Raw genomic sequence first — 22436 nt, forward strand, 5'->3', positions numbered from 1 at the left:
AATTATATTTTAAACTGAAAATTCCCATATAACTCTTTCCCTTATGTGATCTTGTTCAAAATTATTAATATCAAAATAGTTGCCTGTCTCACCAAATGTAGTATCAACTTCAATCCAAGAATCTGATTCATCAATGTAAACCTCATTCCAAGCATGGTTTATCCAACTAGTTCCATTGTATCCTTTACCAACCACAATACGAGTTGGCAACTGTATACTTTCTGCAAGTACAGAATAAAGGCTCGCATAGTCAAAACAAATTCCCAATTTGCTTTCAAATGCAGAAATAGCTCCAGATAAATTACTGAAATCTTCATTTAATATATCATTTGATTTTTCCTCATCATATTCAAGCATATTTATCACATCATCATATAATTTTCTCGCCTTATCATAAGAGTTAACTAGTCCTTTCGTACTTTGTACAGCAAATTCTACAATTTCATCAGTACTTCTTGTTGCCTCATCTATCGTAACTCCATTATACAAATACTTTATGTTATTTGACCTAATATCATTAAATGTATCTAAAATAGGATTAAAAATATTAAGCATGATCTCATTTAAATCATACTTAAATGGAACTATAATTCTATTAGATATACTTTTATATAAGTTAGATGAATTTATAAGTTTATTAATCTTATTATTCTCTGTCAAAAACATGGAAAATGTATTAAGAGCGAAAATAAAAATTAATACAATAAGAATTGCTTTTGGAGCTTTTATAATTCCAAATACTACATATCTAAATATATTTGGAAGTTGAAATAAAAACTTATGAGATTTAATAACCATGTTTTTAAACAATATAATATGAATACACCTACATATTAAATTATAAATCATAAATACTAAAACGAATAATCCTACCTTCAATATAAATCCAATCAATGTATTATCTGCACGATTTATATTAAAAACATTCAAAACCAAATAATATAATTCATAAGCAATAATATCATAAGATAAATAAACAAGATAAATAGAAATTACATTTATATAAAATCCAATATCACGAAAAATATATTGTAACTTATTATACTTAACAATTCCTCTAAACAAAGTAAAAATAAACAATACCACAATAAAAATAGATATAATACCATTGTCTAAGGTATCTATTAATAAATTAAACAACCCGTAATCCCCTTTAAAGTAGACATCCAATGTAACAAAATCATCTAATTTTTCAAATAAACTTGATCTATTATTTTAGTCGCTAAGTCATAATCATATCCTTTTCCAATTAGGTGACAAAATAGCTTGTGTCTAATTTTAAATACCTCAAATTTATCTTTAATTACATCATACTTCTTTTGACATATCTTAACGCCTATTTCTATCTTTTGTTCATCAGATATTTTTGAAAATTCCGCCTTTAAAAATTCATTATCTAATCCCTTAAGAATTAAATCAAAAAATATTTTCTTTTCACCATACTTTAATAAGTTCTTATTTATGTAATTTCTAGCATATCTGTAATCATTTATAAAGTTGTACTCCAACAAGTATTTGATTACATCATCTGCTACATTTGGATCAACACATTTATCCAAAAGATACTTTTTCATTTCTTTTTGCGTTTTGTCATACCGATTTAATAACTTTAATGCTAAGTTTTTCGCAATTATAAATTCTCTACTCATAACTATTTTCCTTTAAGAATATGAACTGTTGGATTATTAAAATACTTTTTGCAAACTTCCATTATTTGTCGCTTATTAATATTCCCTATTTTTTCCAAATCTTCCATATATGATTCAATATTTTTATCATAAAGTAGTTTATCTATTAAATACAATCCAAGTTTTCTATTATCTTCAAGAATTGAATATATAGCTATCAATTGTAGCTTTTTCATCAAATTTAAATTATAATAATCAAAATTATAACTGCAATTCTTTATTTCTAATATACATTCATCTATAATTTTCCTAGCTCTATCTATGTTCTCCTTACCAGTCGTACAAAAAATATACATCCCCTTAAATTCGTCACTAATTTCTAATTGTGTATAAATATCATAAGCCAGCCCTTCTTCATCTCTTACTTTCTTAAATAATATAGAATTTGAGCCTCCTCCAAGTTTATACTCTGCTAATTTTAAAAGTATTTTCTCGCCTTGTTGTAAATCTTTAAACACAAACAAATATGTAACAGTACTTATTTCTAAATCGCTCTTTTCACTAACTATAGTCTTGGAAATATTTACCTCTTCAATCAATTTTTTATGTGAAATATGTTTTCTTTGCCAGGAGTTAAAATATTTTTTTAATAAACTAACTATGTACTCTTCACTGTATGAGCTAATAACAACCGCATACGCATTATTCGGAACATAATATTTATTATAAAATTTAATTAAATCATCAGTAGTTACACTTTCCAATAATTTTCTATCACCTGCTATGTCATACCTTATATGAGATTTTTCAAAAGCTTGTTCATTTAGCTTTAAAAAACTAAACTCCTCATAATTTGCATAACATGAATCTAATTCCGAAATTATTATATCTCTCTCAATGTCCATCTCTTCACTATCAAATTTAGGACTCATAACCATGGATGAAATTAATTCTATACATTTTTCTAAATCATCATCCAATCCATTTATAGATACTACAGTTGAACCATAATCAGTAAATGCATCATAATCCCCACCCAAAAATTCAATAATATTGTTTACTTCATAGTCTTTAAATTTACAATTTGATCTAAATAACATATGTTCAATAAAATGACTAAATCCTCTTTCATTGTCCGTTTCATATGCACTTCCAATTTTAATTCCAAGATTAAAATTAAAAAATTTACATTGCTTATTTAAAACAAGAATTTTAAATCCATTATCTAAAATAAATTCTTTAAAATTAATTTTTAAATTTTCCATACTTTCTCCTAACATTAGATAATAATACAATGTTTTGTAAAAATTTTCCAGTTCATAGGCTATAAATTTATAACTTTTTAATATGTGAATTTTTATTTAACTTTACGATATAAAAAAACTATGATCTAAAATTAATTAAATCATAGTCAAATTCTAAACTTTCAAACCTATTTCTTGCATCAATCTTAAGTATTCATCACATGTTAACATTTGTTTCAAAACAGCATCACGTGACGTTTTTTTAACTTCACCAACCCAATAATTTTTTCCATCATCATCAGGATCACGATCCAATATAACCTTATAAACCTTAGTAACAAAATCTTGATCAGATATTTGTTTGTTTTGGAACTCATTACTATGTATGATTTTTATGATCAAAGTGCTAACTGATAATGTTTTATCTATTAATTCCTGAGTATTATTTTTAAGTTCTGCACTTGACGGCTTTCTTCCTAATAAAGTTGTATAAATATTTTGTACAAGATTCTCTACAATATTTTTCTTCTGAAAATTATGTAAAAATATTTTAGTTACTTTATTAATAGATCCATCATTTAAACTCTTCTGGAATAACAAATTCAAAGTAATTTTAAGTGGATTATTTGATGGAAATCCTTCAAGATATATGTATGCATATTGTTTAAGCTCTCCAGATACTAAAATATATTTCACTTCAAAGGTAGTATTGAAATTACTCCTTAATTCTGGATACACAAGCATGGCTTGTACACTTTTAAGCATATCCCAAGGATCATCTATTTCAACTGCTAAAACTATTTGATTTTGGTTGTAATACAAAAGTCTTGGATCTCCAACCACTTTTGCAGCTCTAAATTTCTCATTCTTAGCAGTTAAACTTGCTATTCCCTTTATACTTTCCTGAGATCTATTCACAATAACATTTACACCCAATTTTACATTATTTATGTTATAAGATTTTGTATTTTGGTTAACAATTATAATGTATTTGTTTTCAGAAATCTGATATGTACTTACAGGAACAATCTTATTATCAATTTCAATGAAGAACTCTTTAATAACTCCATTGATATTCTTTTCAACATCCACACTAAATATAAATCTATTCTTACCAGATAATTCTCCCAAAAATTTAGTCTTAACGGTAATACTGTTACTATCAATGGTGTTCGCATTTGGTCTTACGGTGAAAATAGATAGTACTAAAAACATAGCAATAAATAAGGTAAATACTTTATGTTTACATTTAGACAACAAATTCCCTCCATTTACTCATTGTTTGATTACAATTATATAACATTCGTGACAATTTTTCTATAAATACTTTACAAATTAAGTATTGCTCATAAAACTTATAATTACTTTAAAATTAATTTATTATTTTAAAATATTATCTTGAAATTCAATAATCTTTCCGATATAATAATAATTGTTAATTGATAATTGAGTTGTTAATTGATAATTAATTTTTACATTTTGGAGGGTTTTATAATGAAGAAATTTGTTTGTACTGTTTGTGGATATATAGCTGAGGGGTCTGTTCCTGAAGTTTGTCCTATATGTAAAGCACCAGCTGATAAATTTAACGAACAAACTGGTGATATGAATTGGGCTGATGATCATGTAATTGGTGTTGCTAAAGGTGTTGATCCTAGAATTGTTGAAGGATTAAAAATGAATTTTGAAGCTGAGTGTACAGAAGTTGGTATGTACTTAGCAATGTCAAGACAAGCTGATAGAGAAGGTTATCCAGAAGTTGCTGAAGCTTATAAAAGAATAGCTATTGAAGAAGCTGAGCACGCTTCTAAATTTGCTGAACTTTTAGGAGAAGTTGTTGATAACTCTACTAAGATTAACTTAGAGAAAAGGGTTGCTGCTGAGTATGGAGCTTGTCAAGGTAAGAAAGATTTAGCTACATTAGCTAAACAATTAAATTTAGATGCTATTCATGATACAGTTCATGAAATGTGTAAAGATGAAGCTAGACACGGAAGGGCATTTAAAGGGCTTCTTGAAAGATATTTTAAAGCATAGTTTTATTTGAGAACTCATTGATTAAATCAATGGGTTTTTTTATTTTTTTGGTATCTTCCATTTAATACTTCATTTATAAATTTTATGAAATCTGTATATTAAGTTTTAAAATTCTATTTCGATATAAATCCATATATCTCGAGTTTAAATTATTTGGAATTCACTACTTTTATGGGAGAAATCAATATGAAAAATTCAAAAAATAATAATGATAAAAAACAAAAAAATTATAGAGACAAATCTTATAAAGCAATATCACTTGCTTCTTTATCTACTATAGCGTTAACTTTAGGATTAAGTAACTTTAAAGAAGTTAAATCTCTAATGACTAAAGGAGGAACTATTAGATGGTTTGGATCATCTGTTCAAAAAGTTATACAGCCTGGAAATATGGGGTCTACTGGAAATACAGGAGCTAAAGTTGTAGCTGCAAAGAGTGGTGCTGTTGCTAACGCTACTACAAAAGTTACTGGTGGTATTAATACTACTAGCCGTGGATTTGCAAAATTCAATCAACAATGGCATAATCCATTTGCTAAACCTTATTTAGATTCTCTTAAAAATCCTTCAATAGGAAGTACATCTTCAGTTAAAAAACCTACTAGTGGTACAACTTCATCCAGTACAAAAAATAATTCTAATAGCTCGACAGGAGCTACTGGTAGTTTAAAATTACCTGCTACTAATGGATCAACATCAGGATCCCTAAAATTACCAAATAATAACACTACAGAAACACCAAATAGTGGTAACACTACACTGGTAAAAAGACCTTCATCTAGTAGTACTTCTAGTAATACTTCTTCTAATGGTGCTGTTAAATTACCTATTGGAGAATACGAAGATGTAACACAAAATCAAAACACAAATAATCCAAATACAGGAATGTCAACTGCTAAAAAAGTAGGAATCGGTGTAGCTGCTGTAGCTGGAGCTGGAGCAATCGCTGGTATTATCGCAGGTATAATTAGTGCTACAAACAGTGCTGGAGGACAATCCTCAGGATCTAACGGTACTAAAGGTCCTACTGTTGTACCAACACCACAGACTCCAACAAATACAAATAAAGTAATTAACTCTGGATTAGGAAATCAATATACAGATACAAAAGCATAATAAAATCTAGTTTAATAATTCTCCTTCAATACGAAAAGAGGTGTAATTGTTATGAATAATTCTAAAAAAAATGATCACAAAGAACTTACTAAAAAAGCTGTAGCTATTGGTACTGCACTCGGAGTAGTCGCAACAATCGGAACAAATTTAAATATTAAAGAAGCTGAAGCTAGAAATCGTAATACTAAATCAAATAAAGAATCTAGAATAAATTCAGATAAAAAATTCTCGCACACTAAGAGACCTTATACAAATGCAGATAAAGCAAATCTTGATGAATATAAAGACCAACATATTACAAAGGATTTTATTCCTGAAAATACAGTCACTAAAGATACAAAAGATAATGGATTAGAAAATAAAAGTTCAAATAGAACTTCAAATAGAACTCCAAAAGTTATTCCTGTTAGTGTTTCAACTGCTAGAAAATAGTTTTATATAAGGGGATACCTCTCTAAGGTCTCCCCTATCTTATTTTTTGTCAATACCTTTTAAAATTTTTTGTTAATAAAATATAAATCTTCCCACATTTTCAACGAAATATATGATTGTAAAGCTTACAACTTAAAATTTTTATAGGATGTTTTCTAAAAACAAGGAGGTATTTTCAAATGAGTAATTCAAACAAAAAAAATAATAAAAAAGAGGTTGCTAAAAAAGCTGTAGCTCTTGGTGCTGCTCTTGGTGTTGTTGCTGGTATCGGTGCTACTATGGCTGGAGGGGCTGAAGAGGCTCACGCTGCTAGAAGACCTTCTCAATCAACTTCTTCTACAACTAATGCTGAGCAAAACACAACTACTTCAACTAAAAGACCAGCTTCTAATGCTTCTTCTACAACTTCATCAGGTACTTCTAGAAGTGCTAGAAGTGCTGGAAACAGAAAAGTTTCTGGTAAGGTAGCTGATGCTAAAACTACAGTAAATGAAAATGAAACTAATACAAGTGGCGGTAGAACTTCTGGAAGAAATACAACAACTAACAAAAAAGAGGAAACTAAAAAGACTACATCTCACTCATCTGTAAGTGCTAAAAAATCTAAATCTAAAGCTCAACAAAATAAAGATATGGCGTCAAGGTCTTCAGGCACTGAAAAAACAAATAAAGTTGTTGTTAGTGTTTCAACTGCTAGAAAATAATTTTAATATAAGGGGATACCTCTCTAAGGTCTCCCCTATCTTATTTTTTGCAAATACCTTTTAAAATTTTTTGTTAATAAAATATAAATCTTCCCACATTTTCAACGAAATATATGATTGTAAAGCTTACAACTTAAAATTTTTATAGGATGTTTTCTAAAAACAAGGAGGTATTTTCAAATGAGTAATTCAAACAAAAAAAATAATAAAAAAGAGGTTGCTAAAAAAGCTGTAGCTCTTGGTGCTGCTCTTGGTGTTGTTGCTGGTATCGGTGCTACTATGGCTGGAGGGGCTGAAGAGGCTCACGCTGCTAGAAGACCTTCTCAATCAACTTCTTCTACAACTAATGCTGAGCAAAACACAACTACTTCAACTAAAAGACCAGCTTCTAATGCTTCTTCTACAACTTCATCAGGTACTTCTAGAAGTGCTAGAAGTGCTGGAAACAGAAAAGTTTCTGGTAAGGTAGCTGATGCTAAAACTACAGTAAATGAAAATGAAACTAATACAAGTGGCGGTAGAACTTCTGGAAGAAATACAACAACTAACAAAAAAGAGGAAACTAAAAAGACTACATCTCACTCATCTGTAAGTGCTAAAAAATCTAAATCTAAAGCTCAACAAAATAAAGATATGGCGTCAAGGTCTTCAGGCACTGAAAAAACAAATAAAGTTGTTGTTAGTGTTTCAACTGCTAGAAAATAATTTTAATATAACAAGGACACTGCGAAGTGTCCTTTTAACATAATTAAATGGAATTTTGGAATTAACATGGAGGTGTACTAAATGTCTAAGCAGAAAAACAAAAAAGATATTGCTAAAAAAGCTGTAGCTCTTGGTGCTGCTCTTGGTGTTGTTGCTGGTATCGGTGCTAATATGGCCGGAGGAGCTGAAGAAGCTCACGCGACTACTAGAAGACCTTCTCAAACTAGATCAACTAAAAGTCAATCTAGCTCAACTTCTACATCTAAAAGACCAACTTCAAATGCTAAAACTACTGTAAAACAAGAGAATAGTGGAACAAATGAAAATACAAGAAACTCAAGAACAAACTCATCAGAAGAAAAACAAGAATCTACAAAAACAACAAGAAGAGGTAGGGGAGATAGCTCTACTGAAAGAAGAAAGAGCCAAGCTAAAGTTATGTCAAATTCTAATGTTGAAAGCGAAGAAGTAGACATAGATAATGAAGAAACAACTGAAGAGACTACAACATCTAAAAGACCAACTACAAACACAAGTAAATCATATAGAAGTATAAATGAGAAAAAACAAAAATCAAGAGCACTCGTTGAACAAAATAGATCTACTACATCAACAGATAGTACTTCACAAAATAAAATTGTTGTTAGAGTATCTACAAAATAATAACTCTTTAGAAACAGCAAGATTTTAACTTGCTGTTTATTTTTTTGCAAAAAAATAAAATGGAGAGGAAATTAACCCTCTCCAAAAAATTAATATTTTAATCCCATTCCAACTACCATCTTCATAAACTCTTCTTCATTAATCATTCTATCTACAATATATTTCTTTGCATTAAATACATCACCATTTGCATTATTAAGTGCCTCATTGTTGTAGAAGTTTATCCAGAAATTTAATCCTTCTGCATCTGGATCTCTATCCACAACTATAGAATAAAGTATCTCAATTAATTTTTCTGTTGTATATTCAAGTTCTGAAAACTCCTTTTCAGCAAATAGTAAATTAATTAGAAAATCCCTTGCCCCAATATCATGGGTATTTAATCGATTAATCCAATAATCATAACCAACCTCGTCTGGATCTCTTAAAAATGCTCTTCCATAAACATTATATAAGAATGCTTGCCTAGGATTTTCTGCCTCTAAAGTTATATTTTGTATATTAAATGTAATTTCTTTTCCGGTTTCTATTATAATCTTAATTTCTATTGAAGGATATTCTTTCCCTGGTACAAGTCCCATAACTCCAATATTTCCATTATCATCAATTTGAGCAGATATTCCTTCGATATCACATGATATATTCATCTCTTTTGTCAAACTAATATCCCCCAAATCTGGAACAGAAAATGCGAATTGATTGCCTTTACCATTAAACTCTTCAATTTCAACAGGATGTTCAAAGATAGTTTCTTCTACTGGTTTGGTATGAACAATTTTATCTACAGAGAATTTTGTCTTTCCTCCTCCTATTGTAAATTTCTCACTAACAGGCTCTATCATAACGCTATAATCCATATTTTCACTTACAAAATTATCTAAATTAAAACTTGTAACCGATATTATATCCGTTTCAATAGTATGAATTTTTACATACTCGCTACTAGTTGTAGTATTAGATTCTTTTTTCTTATCTGTTTCCTCTGTATTATCCTCACTATCTTCTGGCTTTTTAGTTCCTTTTAAATAAATATTTAATTTATCGCCTTCTGAAAATTTCGTGTCTAATCCATAAGACCATTTAAGATCAAATGTACTCTTTTTTACCCCTTCTTCTTCTTTTTCACCCTCCTCAACGGTAGCTTTAATACCTCGATACTCTAATTCAAAATCTATAAAATAAACTTCATTAAAATATCCATGAGGATTATAAGAAATCAACAAGTCGTAATCTTCTGTATAATCTGGAATTTTACATTCAAAATCAAAAATATCATAGCTAGAAGCACTTGCAATAATTTTATCACTATATTGTTTGTGTTCTGGAAGTTTATAAAACACATCTACATATGTTTCTAAATACTTAATTACTTCCATATCATTAACAAGATCACTCTTTATTCTTAAAGTATTTCCATTCCTAGAATCTATCCTACAATTCTTAATTTCCAATTTTTTTGATCTAAAATCTATAGTTGTATCTGCAATATCATTCGCTTTCGTCTTATAAGTAAGAAGAACATCATACTCTATATCCGGTAAAATCGGAAGTATATTAAATTTAGTCAGGTCTTCTAATTTATTCCCTCCATCATGATATGTTATTATATTAGGCTCTTTAGGATAATTTTTTTCACTTTTATGTTTAGTATATATTTCCAATGAATCCCCATCAGAAAATATATAATCTTTTGGATGATGAATATCTACAATAGCATAATACTCAGTTACATCACCTATATTTAGAGACGAATTTGCAGAAATTGTTTTAAACTCCAAAGTCTTTTCAAATTTTACATTACTTATTGTATAAACAAGTTTAGCTGTATAATCCATATCCATATAAGTTACAATTCCTTCACCTTTCAACACACCACTAACTTCAGATCCAATTCTTGAAAAAGAAGACCCAGCAGGATATCCATTGATAATTTTTCTCTTAATATAAATCTCAACTTTATCTTTTTCATCAAAGTTTATAAATTCTTCAGATACTTTCCATTCAAAACTAGCACTATTAGGTCTAATCGCTGTTGTTTTAAATTCATCTATAGTAAATTGGTTAGTCTTTTGATTTTCAAATTTCTTTTCCAAAGTTTTTATTCCATCTCCATTTGTAGAACTCTCTCTCGTCTTAATATTCCTTGTAACTAAATTTTGTGTTTCTTCTGTTCCTTCTTCTTCCTCAGATGAATCTCCACTATCTACATCTTCTGATGTCTCACCATCTCCGCTACCTTCAACAGTTTCACCAGATCCATTACCACTACCTGATTCACTATTATCTTCTCCTCCAGTACCAGTTCCATTATCTCCTCCCTCAGATGAACCTGTATCACCTTCGCCAGATCCTTCAGTACCAGTTCCACCATCTTCTCCTTCAGATGAAATAGTATCTTTATCTTTTAGCTCATTCTTTGTCTTAAACTCAATTTTAAAATCATATTCTTTATCTGGAACCAAGTACCCAATAATTACCTCGTTTAAACTCAACAAATTAACTGGATTATCTCCACTATTACTATGAATATATTCTTTATCTGGATCAGTAGAAAAAGTCTTACTAGTTCCATTCCTAAGTTTCTTAAATAACCTTATACTGTCTCCTTCTTCAAACTTAAAATTTTCTGAATATTCCAATTGAAATATAACTTCATTTACTTTCTTATCTTTAATTGAAATTTTCACTGTATCACTAGTGCTAGTATTTGATCCACTGCCTTCTCCACCCTCTGAATCTGTTGAATCTTCTTGCGAATTATCACTTGCACTATCTGATTCACCTTCTTTAATCAATTGGTATCTAACAAATGAATTATTAGTCAAATCACTATAACTTACATATTCTCTGCCATCAATGTAATAGACAAATTTGAAATCATATTCCTTACTTATATCTCTTCCTAAAGTCAAAATACATGATCTTAACTTATTTAAATCTCTATTTGCATAAAATTGTGGCTCATTTGGATATTCTGAACTCTCTTTTTCCTTGATAAAAATCTTAAAAGAATCATCATTTCTGAAATTAAAATTAGGTGCTATCAATTCCCATGTAAATTTCACATTTACATTATTATCACTATCCACTATAGGTTCAACATAAATATCCTTTATACTAAATGGAAGAGTCATAAAACTTTCACTTTTAATCGCCAAAGATCTCCCATCTGAATATTCAATTTCATAATCAATATTGTATTTTGTATTTGCTTTCAAATCTTTGTACTCAAACACATATTTATCTATTTTTGAAAAATTCATTAAATCCTTAGAAAAAACTTTTTTCCTAGACAATTTATCATTCTGCTCTTCAATATAAATATTTAGCTTATCTTCAAATTTAAAATTTACATCATTTATAAAACTAAATTGGATCAATAAATCTTTCAAATTAATTACGCTTACATCTGTATATAAAGTAAAAAAATCATTAATCTGTCTTATTTCTCTCTCAATTGTTCTTCCTCCGAACATATACAAGAGCTTTATATCGTATAGCTCAGATAATTCTTTCAATTCGACCAAACTTAATTTAGCTTCCTCATCAGTTATCTTAACATCGGGGATAATCGAATAATTTATATCATTTTTTCCCTTAATATAAATATTAATTGAATCATTATCAATAAATTTAAAATCATTTGATGTAGTATCCCATTTTACTTCAATCAAATTGTTGTTAATCATCATTGAACTCATATTTGAGATATCAAAATCTTTGCTCCTTATAACCTTATCAAATACTAAACTAACATTATCCTTTAAATTAATGACATATCTAACATCGTATGTGGTAGCTGGGTGTAATGAAATATCTTTGAATTTAAAAATATTTCGAAGATTGTTTATTTCCTTATTTGATTTCTTAATATGAAAATCAAATTTTCCTTTCTCATCATTTTCCAATCTTTTACCATAAATTTCAATTCCATCTATAAAAATTAAATTCTTTCTATCATACCTAAATATAACATCGCAAGAATTAATTCCAATATCATGAACTCCAAAACTATTTTCCAAATATTTAAACTTCGATATTTGACTAGTTATTTCATGTGATGATATATCAATTAGTGAAACTTTTAATTCGTACCCAACATTATTTTGCAATTCATCATATATAAAAAATTGTTTATCAATTTTATTAATTTTAACCTCATCTCCAGAGATCAAATTTTTCAAACTCACATTATCTATTTCATATCTATCATTACCCGATACAATTTGCAAAAAATTTCCACCATTAACTATGTAAATAGGAACACCTATATTATCTGATGCATAACTCAGTTTAACACTTAAATTAAAACAGGACATCATAAATAAAAAAACGAACAATCCAAAATATATCATAAATTTCATTGTTGTCTTAAATAAATTATTCACCCAAATTAACCCCCCACCGAATTTATTAAAACCATAGATATTAGTTTTAAAAATTTTTTAATAATTTATTCATATTAACAAAAAAGAGATCCTTAAACCAAATGGCTAAAGATCCCTGTCAATATTAATTTTATGTTATATTATTTATTACAATTGTTCCATTACCATCAATGTTATCGCTCAAAGTTATATTTGATAATATCAAATTCGGCTTATCAAAATTTATACTCTTTACATCTGATACGATATCTTCCTTAGAAATTAAAATATCATAGCTATCTTCAGTTAAATTATTTTTTATATATTCATCATCAAATGCAATAACATTGCTTGACAAATTAAACTCCTCATACAAAAAGTTTTTCAAACTCCTAGCAAGCTCTATATAATTATCATCAGAATACGTAACTATTTTTAAAGTCGTCTTCTCTTCAAAATTATATTTCTCAAGTTCCTTCCTCAAATACTCAACATTAAATTTATATTTATTTAAACTATCTCCATTAATTCCATTTATGTGTCTTATATCCTTAACATCAACTATAAAATTCAAGAAATTTCCTTTTTCAATCTTCTCTTCCTCATTTTTAATTACATTGCCATCTTCATCTTTTTGCTCATCTTCAATATTTTTTGATACCTCTGCTATACTTTCATCACTTATATATTTATCCAAATCAAAAATCATTTTAGAATCCTCATTATGTACATAATAAATTTGGTCAGAATCAAAATAATCAGAAATAGAATTGTACGCCGTATCAAGTACAAAATTCAGTTTACCAGATTTATAAGATTCAAGTGCAAACTCTCGAGTTGGAAACGCTTCAATTACTACATCTTTATCTCTTGAAATAGAATACAATTTTCCATCCGATGTCTTGTAATTATTTAAATAATAATATTCATTCGGACTTAAGACTATTTTTAAATTCCCATTATGATCATTCTTAACAGAGGATATCTTATACGCACCTGAATAAGATATGTACTCATAGAAATCTTTATAATTATACAAATATTTAAAATTTTCCCTCAAAGAAAATTTATCCTTTGTTAAATTTTTCAAAAATAATTCATCCATCTGTTTAAGCTTAATAACAAGAACATTATCTTTTAAAGACTCAATTCCAACATGCTCAAAAAGTATTTCACCTTTATAGTATTCATCCACGCCAACAATAAATTTTAATTCATCATAATAAAATTTATCTTTATCCTTATCTAAAATATCCTTAAAGAAATTCAAAAAATCCTGTGATGTTATTTGCTTACCCGTACTCATATAAGCATCATTTCTTATATAAAATCTATACTCAAGTCCATCACTAGAAATTGTATATCTCTCTGCAAGTCCAGATGAAATATCCCCATCGGGTGTAAGATTCACAAGCCCCTCAAATAAATTCCCAAGCATAACATTACTCACATAATTATTATCAGATAGATATACTAAATTTTCAGGAAGATTAACAACTCCAATAGATAAACCTGTCTTATCTAATATTAAATCTTTCTTCTGAAAAACATTAAACGCTAAATTAAAAATCAAAAAAACTATTAACAAAATTACTTTTATTATCCTCATAAAACACCCACTAAAACTTTAAGATATATAAGGATAATTCCATATTTCAAATTTTATATTCCTATTTTTTCAATGATCTCATTAAATTCATCTTCAGAAATCATATTTAAATTTAATGATTTTGCTTTAGATAATTTACTTCCCGCATTCTCACCAAAAATTACATAATCAGTTTTCTTACTAACAGATTCTGAAATTCTCGCACCTAATTTCTCCAAAAGTTCTTTAATATCTTTTCTAGATAAATTTTTAATCGTTCCTGTAACAACAACTATTTTCCCATTAAATAAATTATCTTGAACTTCAACTTCTTCCTCATATTTAAATTTAACTCCAAGCTCAATTAGCCTTCTAATTTCTTCTCTAACTCCCTCATTATTTAAAAATTTAAATATGTCATCCAAAATAACATCACCAATTCCATATATTTTATCTAGCTCTTCTCTTGTTACACTCATTATTCTATCAAGTGTCTTATATTCCTTAACTATATCTTTTGAAGTTTTAAGCCCAACATTTTTAATCCCAAGTGCATAAATAAAATTATATAAATTACATTCCTTACTCTTCTCAATCGATCTTAAAATATTATTTGCTTTCTTCTCTTTAACTTTATCAAGAGTCAATAGATCATCAAATGTTATTTCATAAAGATTTGAAATTCTTTTAACACACAATTTCTCATAAAATTGATCAGCAAGTTTCTCACTAAATCCTTCAATATTCATTGCATCTCTTGAGGCAAAATGAACAATAGATTTAACAATTTGAGGTCTACAAGAAATAGTATTCGTACAATAAAGATGAACTCCATCACGACTAAGAGGAGATTTACAAGACGGACAAATCGTTGGTATTTCTATTTCCTCCAAACCTTCTCTGCCTAATCCTTTAATAATCTCTGGAATAACATCATTTGATCTTCTTATTAATACATCACAATTAAGTTTTACATTTTTCCTTACAATATCATCTATATTATTCAAGGTTGCACGCTTTATTGTGATTCCAGAAACATCAGTAGGCTCAAGTATGGCAGTGGGCGAAACCCTCCCACTACGTCCAACATTCCATTCAACTCCAATAAGCTTAGTCATAACCTCTTCAGCCTCAAACTTGTACGCTATAGAAAATTTCGGATGCTTAACTGTATATCCAAGTATACTTCGAAGATCCAATTCATTTACGGAAACTACAACACCATCAATATCATAATTTAGATTATCCTTCAAAGACTCAATCCTTTTTATTTCTTCCTTTACCTCATCAAGAGTCTTACATAATTTAAATTCAGGATGCTTAAACTTATTGTCCTTTAAAAAGTTTAGTATCTCAAAATATGTAGAAAATTTCCCCTCATCATAATAAGCAACATCATAAATAAATGTATCTAATTTCCTTTTCTTTGTTTCATTAACGTCTAAATTCCTCAAAGCTCCTGATGCACCATTTCTTAAATTCTTAAGAGGTATATTAGCAACCCTATTGTATTTTTCAAACTCTTCTTTTGTCATAATAACTTCTCCACGAATCTCAAAAGACCCCATATCATTTATTGATAATGGAATACTTTTTATAGTTTTCGCTTGTTCAGTTACATTTTCTCCGATTTCACCATTTCCTCTCGTAGACGCCTTTATAAATTCTCCATTTTCATAAATAAGATTTATACTTACCCCATCAAATTTTTGTACAACTATATAAGAAGGACTCCCCAAATTATTTTCATTTGATGCCTTAAGGTTCTTATTGTGCCAAAGCTCCAAACTTTCAAATGATGTAACCTTATCAAGACTCCACATTTTTGCTTTATGTACTGACTTTTCAAATTTATCTAGAACAACATCTCCTACTCTTTGCGTGGGAGAATTTTTTAAAATATACTTAGTTTCATTTTCAAGTTCTCTGAGTTCATCATAGAGCTTATCATATTCACTATCCTCAATTTTAGGATCATCAAGCACATAGTACGCATAGGAACTTTCATTTAAATATAAAACAAGTTCATGTATCCTCTCTATTTTATTTTTCAAAATCTCCTCTCCCAATCCTAAACAAATTCAATCGGTGCATTATTTAATGCAAGTTTCTTAATTCCATTATTATCGAAAGCAACTATAACTTTTGGACTTTCTGGATCATCTTCAACCTTGACAACCATACCCAATCCAAAATTTTTATGTTTAATTTTCATCCCTATCTTAACATCATCTTTTGAGACATCATTACATTTTTTTGAAATATCATTATCAAGTGGATTATAACTAAATTTCCCAAAACTTCTTGATGGCATAGACTGAGAAAGAGTAATCTCTTCACCTTTAAAATTAATATTCAACATCAAATCACTCGGAACTTCTCCTAAAAATTTAGATTTAGTTCTAAATCCAGTTTCACCATAAACCATTCTCATATTCGCATATGTAAAATAAAGTATATCTTTAGCTCTCGTTATACCAACATAACAGAGTCTTCTTGATTCCTCCATCTCATCAATTTCATCAAAACACTTATTACTTGGAAAAATTCCATTTTCCATACCAACCATAAACACAACGGGAAACTCTAATCCTTTTGATGAGTGAATCGTCATAAGCGTAATTGAAGAGGATTTTTCATCATATTTATCGGTTTCACTAACAAGTGAAATATTCTCAAGAAAATCTTCAATATTACTTCCAATATTCAATTGTTCAAAATTTACAGAAGCATTTATAAACTCCTGAATATTTTCAAAACGAGTATCTATATCAGAATCTTTCGACTTCTTCAAAGCATCAATGTAACCAATTTTATCAAGCATTAAACGAATAAATTCCGACGGATTTAAATCAATATATTTTCTAATTTCTTCAATAGATTTAGCAAAATTCTTTATAATATCTTGTGTTCTAAGGCTAATAGTTTCAATATCAGCACATGCAACCATTGAATCAAACAAACTAATACCATTTCTCTCAGCATATTCTAATAATTTGGACAAAGTTGTATCACCAATACCTCTTTTCGGTTCATTTATAATTCTCCTAAGACTTATCTCATCACTAGGATTAACTATTGTTTTTATGTACGCAATTACATCTTTAATTTCTTTTCTTTCATAAAAACGCATAACTCCTACAAGCTTATAGGGTATTTGATTCTTAACACATATTTCTTCAAACATTCTTGATTGTGAATTTGTTCTATACAAAATTCCAAAATCACGATATTCATATCCTCTTGAATTAATAATCCTAAAAATTTCATTAATAACAAATAAAGCTTCTTCTTCTGCACTACTTGCTTTAAATAATTTAATCTTCTCTCCCTCGTTATTTGTCGCCTTTAAAATTTTCTTCTTCCTTTTAATATTATTTAAAATTACTTTATTCGCAGCATCTAATATATTTGACTTCGATCTATAGTTTTTTTCAAGCTTAATTATCTTAGTATTCTTGTAATCTTTTTCAAAATCCAAGATATTATTTATATCTGCACCCCTCCACTGATAAATACATTGATCATCATCCCCAACAACACAAATATTCTTATTCATATCTGCAAGCATCTTAACTAAATAATATTGAGCATAATTTGTATCCTGATACTCGTCAACCATAATATATTTAAATTTGGACTGATAAAAACTCAGAATTTCGGGAAACCTTTCAAATAATTCAATCGTTTTAAAAATCAAATTATCAAAATCTAATGAATTATTTTCGAATAATTTTTTCTCATAAATTTCATAAATTTGTGCAATTAATTTCTCTCTGTAATTATCTGTATTAGAAATAGCTTCAATTGGTTTTATAAATTGATTTTTGTAATTAGAAATCCTTCTCAAAACTTCTGATGGTTCAATATTCTCCTGATTAATCTTAAGAATATCCATACACTGTTTAACAAGAGTTTTTTGATCTGAAAAATCATAAATAGTAAATGAACTTGTATAACCAAGCTTATCAATTTCTCTTCTTAAAATACGAACACACAAAGAATGAAAAGTTGATATCCACATATTATCAGAAATTTCACCAATCAATGATCTAACTCTGTCCTTCATTTCCTTTGCTGCCTTATTTGTAAAAGTGATAGCAAGTATTTGATAACTATTAATTCCTAAATTTTTTACCATATGAGCAATTCTATATGTAATTGTTCTAGTCTTACCTGAACCTGCACCGGCTAAAATAAGTAATGGCCCATCTATAGTTGTAACAGCACTATATTGCTCCTCATTTAATAACTCCCTTAACTCCATAACTCTACTCTCCTAAACCATTTTTAATAGATTAATCTCTTCAATCGTTAAATGCCTATACTCTCCTTCTTTTAAATTTTCATCAAGCCTTATTCCACCAAACTCTATTCTCTTCAAATATGTAACCATGAATCCAAAAACTCCAAACATCCTCTTAATTTGATGAAACTTACCCTCAATCAAAATAAGTTCACACTCTGACTCACCCTCATAAACTTTAAGTATTTTTAACTTCGATGATTTACACTTTATACCATCTTCTAAAACTATACCATCACTAAATATTCCAACAAATGAATCGTTTAAACATCCATTTACCCTTACAAAATATTTCTTTTCAACATGACGTTTAGGAGATAAAACCCTATGACACATATCTCCATCATTTGAAATAATTAAAAGTCCAACTGTATCCTTATCGAGTCTTCCTATTGGATAAGGATCTAGAATCTTATCTCTTTCATCTATAATTTCCAAAACTGTCCTATCAAATTTATCGTAAACTGCTGAAACAAATCCAGAAGGTTTATTCATCATCAAATAAACAAACTCTTTATACAAAACCTCTTCACCTAGCACACAAACCTTATCATTATCTACATCAATATGTACAGATGGCTTATTTACAATTTCTCCATTAACACTAACACTATTTTGATGTATCAACTTTTTAACTTCTTTCCTACTGCCATAACCATTATTAACAAGAAAATTATCTAATCTCTTCATAAATCCATTACTCCTATTTATTTCTAGAGAATATTTTACTACAACAGAAGTAAATTTTTAATAAAAAATTAAAAGTAGCCTTTATAAGGCTACTTTAAAAACCATTATTATAATAGTGAATAATATTTGTAACATGTATACGAGTTTCCTTAGGAAGCATAGAAACATCTTCCAAAGACCTAAATCCACTTTTATCTAGAGCATTTCCACCACAATTATAGGCTGCAACTGCTCTAACTATATCCCCACTATACCTCTCTATCATTCCTTTTAAATGCTTAGTACCTGCATCAATATTCTCATAAATATCATACGGATCTTGAACATTAAATTTTTTTATAGTATTTGGCATAATTTGCATAAGTCCGATAGCCCCAGCATGTGAAACGCATCTGGGATTAAAATTTGATTCTTGCTTAATAAGAGATCTTATAAGTTTATCATCAACACCATATTTCTTAGAAGCTATCATTATCGCACTATCTACCTCATTATATATCGTGTTTTTATCATTCTCCTGATATGAATCACAATCAATCTCAACACATTCAAAATTCTTAGTTATATTAACCCTATAAAATTTTTTTGATAAATAAGATTGGCTCACCTCATCATTTGCCTCAACTACAACACTATTATAAGTCATATCTGATGCTGAAGTATTATGTACATTATTAAAAGCCACTTGTGATATTAAAAGTCCCACGGCACAAGCTACTTCAATGCTCTTCGCACCCATATATAGAAAATTCCTCCTAAATAATTTATATTAGTTTAGTCATTTAGGAAGAATTTATTCATTTATTTTTAAGTTACATTAAATTCATATATATCATAATCTTCATAGTTGCAATTCTTATACTCACTCTTTGTGAGAACAAGTAACTTATATTGACCTTCTTTAAACGGAATAAAACTATAAGTATTCTTCCTACTATAGGTCTGTACTCTCCTCCACATGCCTTGTTCCATTAAATAAAATTCATATCCAATATCACGTCCACCCTTTGTATTTACAACAAAGAATATAGAATTATTGACAAGTAAATAATCATCTTTGGCCTCACAAATAATTTTTGTATTAGTAATTGGAAATGAATCCTGAACATATATACGAGCTTCTTTTAATGTATCGTACTCTAACTTTGAACTTTTATTTTTAGCCATAACAGAAAGCGTATACTTTCCTTTAACTGTAGGAACATAATCAAAAGATATATCATCTTTAAATTGAGTTTCAACTATTACTTGATCATCAATAGACAAAACATATTTAAATAAAGTTTGTTTAGTATTCTGAGCGATTACATTAAATATTATCGGTTCTCCTACAACGTAGCACTCCTGATTTTTATAGAGAATATAATCTATCTTCGCAGGATAATAATCCCATACCTTAAAGTGAAGTATTGTAGATACATCATACTCCTGAACTGAGAACATATCCTTAACCCTTATTTCAAGCTCATAATACCCTTGCTCTTGGGGCATAAAAGTCAAAAAGTTTTTATCACTATACTCTATATATCCAACTTCTCTATTCTCTTTTGTAATTATAAAACTATATTGTAATTTCAACCCGCCCTCAGCTTTAACAATAATACCTATAGGTTTATTCTTCACGTGCTTATTATACGAATCTATTTGTACATCCAAAATTTTCACTACTTGAGAAATGTATGGCAATACCTCAAAATTCATTTCAGTATACACATCATAACCTTGTGGTGTACTTTCATCTCTTACATAAACCTTAACATTGTAATTACCCGAAATTTTTGGTACCCATTGATAAAAATTTTCTCTTAAATAACCACTTTCTTCAATAAAAGGTTCATCATCACTGCTTGGCCCATTTATTACATACTTGTACAATAAATTCTTTCCACCTTCAACCTGAATATTAAAAGTTATAGGATGCCCTGTATAGTGTGGAGAACTTAAATTAGCAGATAGTTCTATTATTTTTATCTCATTATAGGGTTTAACATCATATATAATAATTGCCCTATCATCGTAATTATTTATGGAGTAAAGATCCTTTACAAGCACAAGCAATCTAAACTTACCGTACCCATTTTCAATAAATGAAACTATACTTTTAGTGGAATAATCCTGTACTACTTCTGCTTTACCTTCTTCATTAACCACTAAAAATTTGTATAAAACAGTTTTATTCTCTTCATTACTTACATCACACTGAAAGATTAGTTCTTCACCCGAAATAAGTTCCTTGCTTAAACTTTTCAAAGACTGTATCTCAATCTTACCGACATCATTAACATAAAACTTTACAGTTGCAAAATCATCAAAATTATTTTCAGAATCCTGCTTCCTACACTGCACAAGTATCTCTTTTTCTCCTACCTCATTCAGAGTCAAAATAAGCTTATCATCATGTGTATATTCTTTTAATAATTCCCATCCATATTGACCATTTATCCAAAATTTATAAAGACTTGGTGAGTATGACGAGTCAACACTCAAAACTAATTGTTCACCAACTGAATAAATATCTTTATCCAAATGTAGTGATTTTATTATTTTTTCATCTTCAAAATCTTTACCAATTATATAATTTTCTCTAGCTATATAATCAAATGCTTTCTTACTTGAAATATTTTTAGCCTGAACCATAACTATATAATTTCCATACTCTGAAGGAATCCACACGGCCTCTTGTTTCGTAGAAAAATCCTGTATAGTATACCAAACACCATTAATTCCCACACAAAACCTGTATACTAATTCCTCATCTAATCCCGAAACCTTTATATTTATTGACACATTCTTATCTTGTGGAGACGCTAAGCTAAAATCTATCAATAATTCATTCACAGTTTATCCCCCTTGCAGCACGTAAGCATAAATATAACCATCATATATTTCGTATTTCTTAAAATTTTCAAATTTATTTTACTAAAACTATAATATATTTAAGTCAATTATACTTTAT

At 28.6% G+C, this 22436-nt stretch carries 17 protein-coding genes; 6 read left to right on the forward strand and 11 right to left on the reverse strand.

What is annotated here, in order from left to right; genetic code table 11:
* Positions 1–9: 9 nt before the first annotated feature.
* The 4 genes from SFBM_RS05490 to SFBM_RS05505 form a co-directional block, all read right to left on the reverse strand.
* On the reverse strand, positions 10–1140 hold the full coding sequence (locus tag SFBM_RS05490; protein ID WP_007439689.1) for a transglutaminase-like domain-containing protein: 1131 nt from the start codon (positions 1138–1140) through the stop codon (positions 10–12).
* Positions 1141–1184: 44 nt separating this feature from the next.
* Complete coding sequence (locus SFBM_RS05495; protein ID WP_005805708.1) at positions 1185–1649, reverse strand: regulatory protein RecX; 465 nt, start codon at positions 1647–1649, stop codon at positions 1185–1187.
* Between the two features lie 2 nt (positions 1650–1651).
* On the reverse strand, positions 1652–2893 hold the full coding sequence (locus SFBM_RS05500) for a M16 family metallopeptidase (protein WP_014018005.1): 1242 nt from the start codon (positions 2891–2893) through the stop codon (positions 1652–1654).
* Between the two features lie 153 nt (positions 2894–3046).
* The gene (locus SFBM_RS05505; RefSeq protein ID WP_014018006.1) at positions 3047–4129 is read right to left on the reverse strand and encodes a DUF4214 domain-containing protein; all 1083 of its coding nucleotides are present in this window, start codon (positions 4127–4129) and stop codon (positions 3047–3049) included.
* A 237-nt stretch (positions 4130–4366) separates the two neighbouring features.
* On the opposite strand from SFBM_RS05505, the gene SFBM_RS05510 reads away from it, so the two are divergent.
* The 6 genes from SFBM_RS05510 (at position 4367) to SFBM_RS05535 (ending at position 8529) form a co-directional block, all read left to right on the forward strand.
* Positions 4367–4909 carry an NADH peroxidase gene (locus tag SFBM_RS05510; RefSeq protein WP_005805703.1) on the forward strand — a complete coding sequence of 181 codons (543 nt, stop codon included), beginning with the start codon at positions 4367–4369 and terminating at the stop codon, positions 4907–4909.
* 186 nt (positions 4910–5095) lie between these two features.
* The gene (locus tag SFBM_RS05515) at positions 5096–6025 is read left to right on the forward strand and encodes a hypothetical protein (RefSeq protein ID WP_014018007.1); all 930 of its coding nucleotides are present in this window, start codon (positions 5096–5098) and stop codon (positions 6023–6025) included.
* A gap of 51 nt (positions 6026–6076) precedes the next feature.
* Positions 6077–6457, forward strand: coding sequence for a hypothetical protein (locus tag SFBM_RS05520; RefSeq protein ID WP_005805699.1), 381 nt, complete (start codon positions 6077–6079; stop codon positions 6455–6457).
* Positions 6458–6636: 179 nt separating this feature from the next.
* Positions 6637–7161 (forward strand): hypothetical protein, encoded by a 525-nt coding sequence (locus SFBM_RS05525; RefSeq protein ID WP_005805696.1) that lies wholly within the window; start codon positions 6637–6639, stop codon positions 7159–7161.
* Positions 7162–7341: 180 nt separating this feature from the next.
* Entirely contained in the window at positions 7342–7866 is a 525-nt protein-coding gene (locus SFBM_RS05530; protein WP_005805696.1) for a hypothetical protein, read from the forward strand.
* Between the two features lie 81 nt (positions 7867–7947).
* Positions 7948–8529, forward strand: a complete 582-nt coding sequence (locus SFBM_RS05535) for a hypothetical protein (RefSeq protein WP_005805694.1) — start codon at positions 7948–7950, stop codon at positions 8527–8529.
* An 89-nt stretch (positions 8530–8618) separates the two neighbouring features.
* On the opposite strand, the gene SFBM_RS05540 is transcribed toward SFBM_RS05535, so the two are convergent.
* The 7 genes from SFBM_RS05540 to SFBM_RS05570 form a co-directional block, all read right to left on the reverse strand.
* Entirely contained in the window at positions 8619–12917 is a 4299-nt protein-coding gene (locus tag SFBM_RS05540; RefSeq protein ID WP_007440116.1) for a DUF4214 domain-containing protein, read from the reverse strand.
* A gap of 130 nt (positions 12918–13047) precedes the next feature.
* Positions 13048–14505, reverse strand: coding sequence for an ABC transporter substrate-binding protein (locus SFBM_RS05545; protein ID WP_005805690.1), 1458 nt, complete (start codon positions 14503–14505; stop codon positions 13048–13050).
* Between the two features lie 53 nt (positions 14506–14558).
* The gene (gene ligA / locus SFBM_RS05550) at positions 14559–16538 is read right to left on the reverse strand and encodes an NAD-dependent DNA ligase LigA (RefSeq protein WP_014018008.1); all 1980 of its coding nucleotides are present in this window, start codon (positions 16536–16538) and stop codon (positions 14559–14561) included.
* A gap of 17 nt (positions 16539–16555) precedes the next feature.
* Complete coding sequence (locus SFBM_RS05555) at positions 16556–18751, reverse strand: ATP-dependent helicase (RefSeq protein ID WP_005805686.1); 2196 nt, start codon at positions 18749–18751, stop codon at positions 16556–16558.
* A gap of 12 nt (positions 18752–18763) precedes the next feature.
* Positions 18764–19480, reverse strand: a complete 717-nt coding sequence (locus tag SFBM_RS05560; protein WP_005805684.1) for a pseudouridine synthase — start codon at positions 19478–19480, stop codon at positions 18764–18766.
* A 94-nt stretch (positions 19481–19574) separates the two neighbouring features.
* On the reverse strand, positions 19575–20219 hold the full coding sequence (locus tag SFBM_RS05565; protein WP_005805682.1) for a lytic transglycosylase domain-containing protein: 645 nt from the start codon (positions 20217–20219) through the stop codon (positions 19575–19577).
* Positions 20220–20287: 68 nt separating this feature from the next.
* Entirely contained in the window at positions 20288–22318 is a 2031-nt protein-coding gene (locus SFBM_RS05570) for a triple tyrosine motif-containing protein (protein WP_014018009.1), read from the reverse strand.
* Between the last annotated feature and the right edge of the window lie 118 nt (positions 22319–22436).

This window comes from Candidatus Arthromitus sp. SFB-mouse-Japan (assembly GCF_000270205.1).
GTDB lineage: Bacteria > Bacillota > Clostridia > Clostridiales > Clostridiaceae > Dwaynesavagella.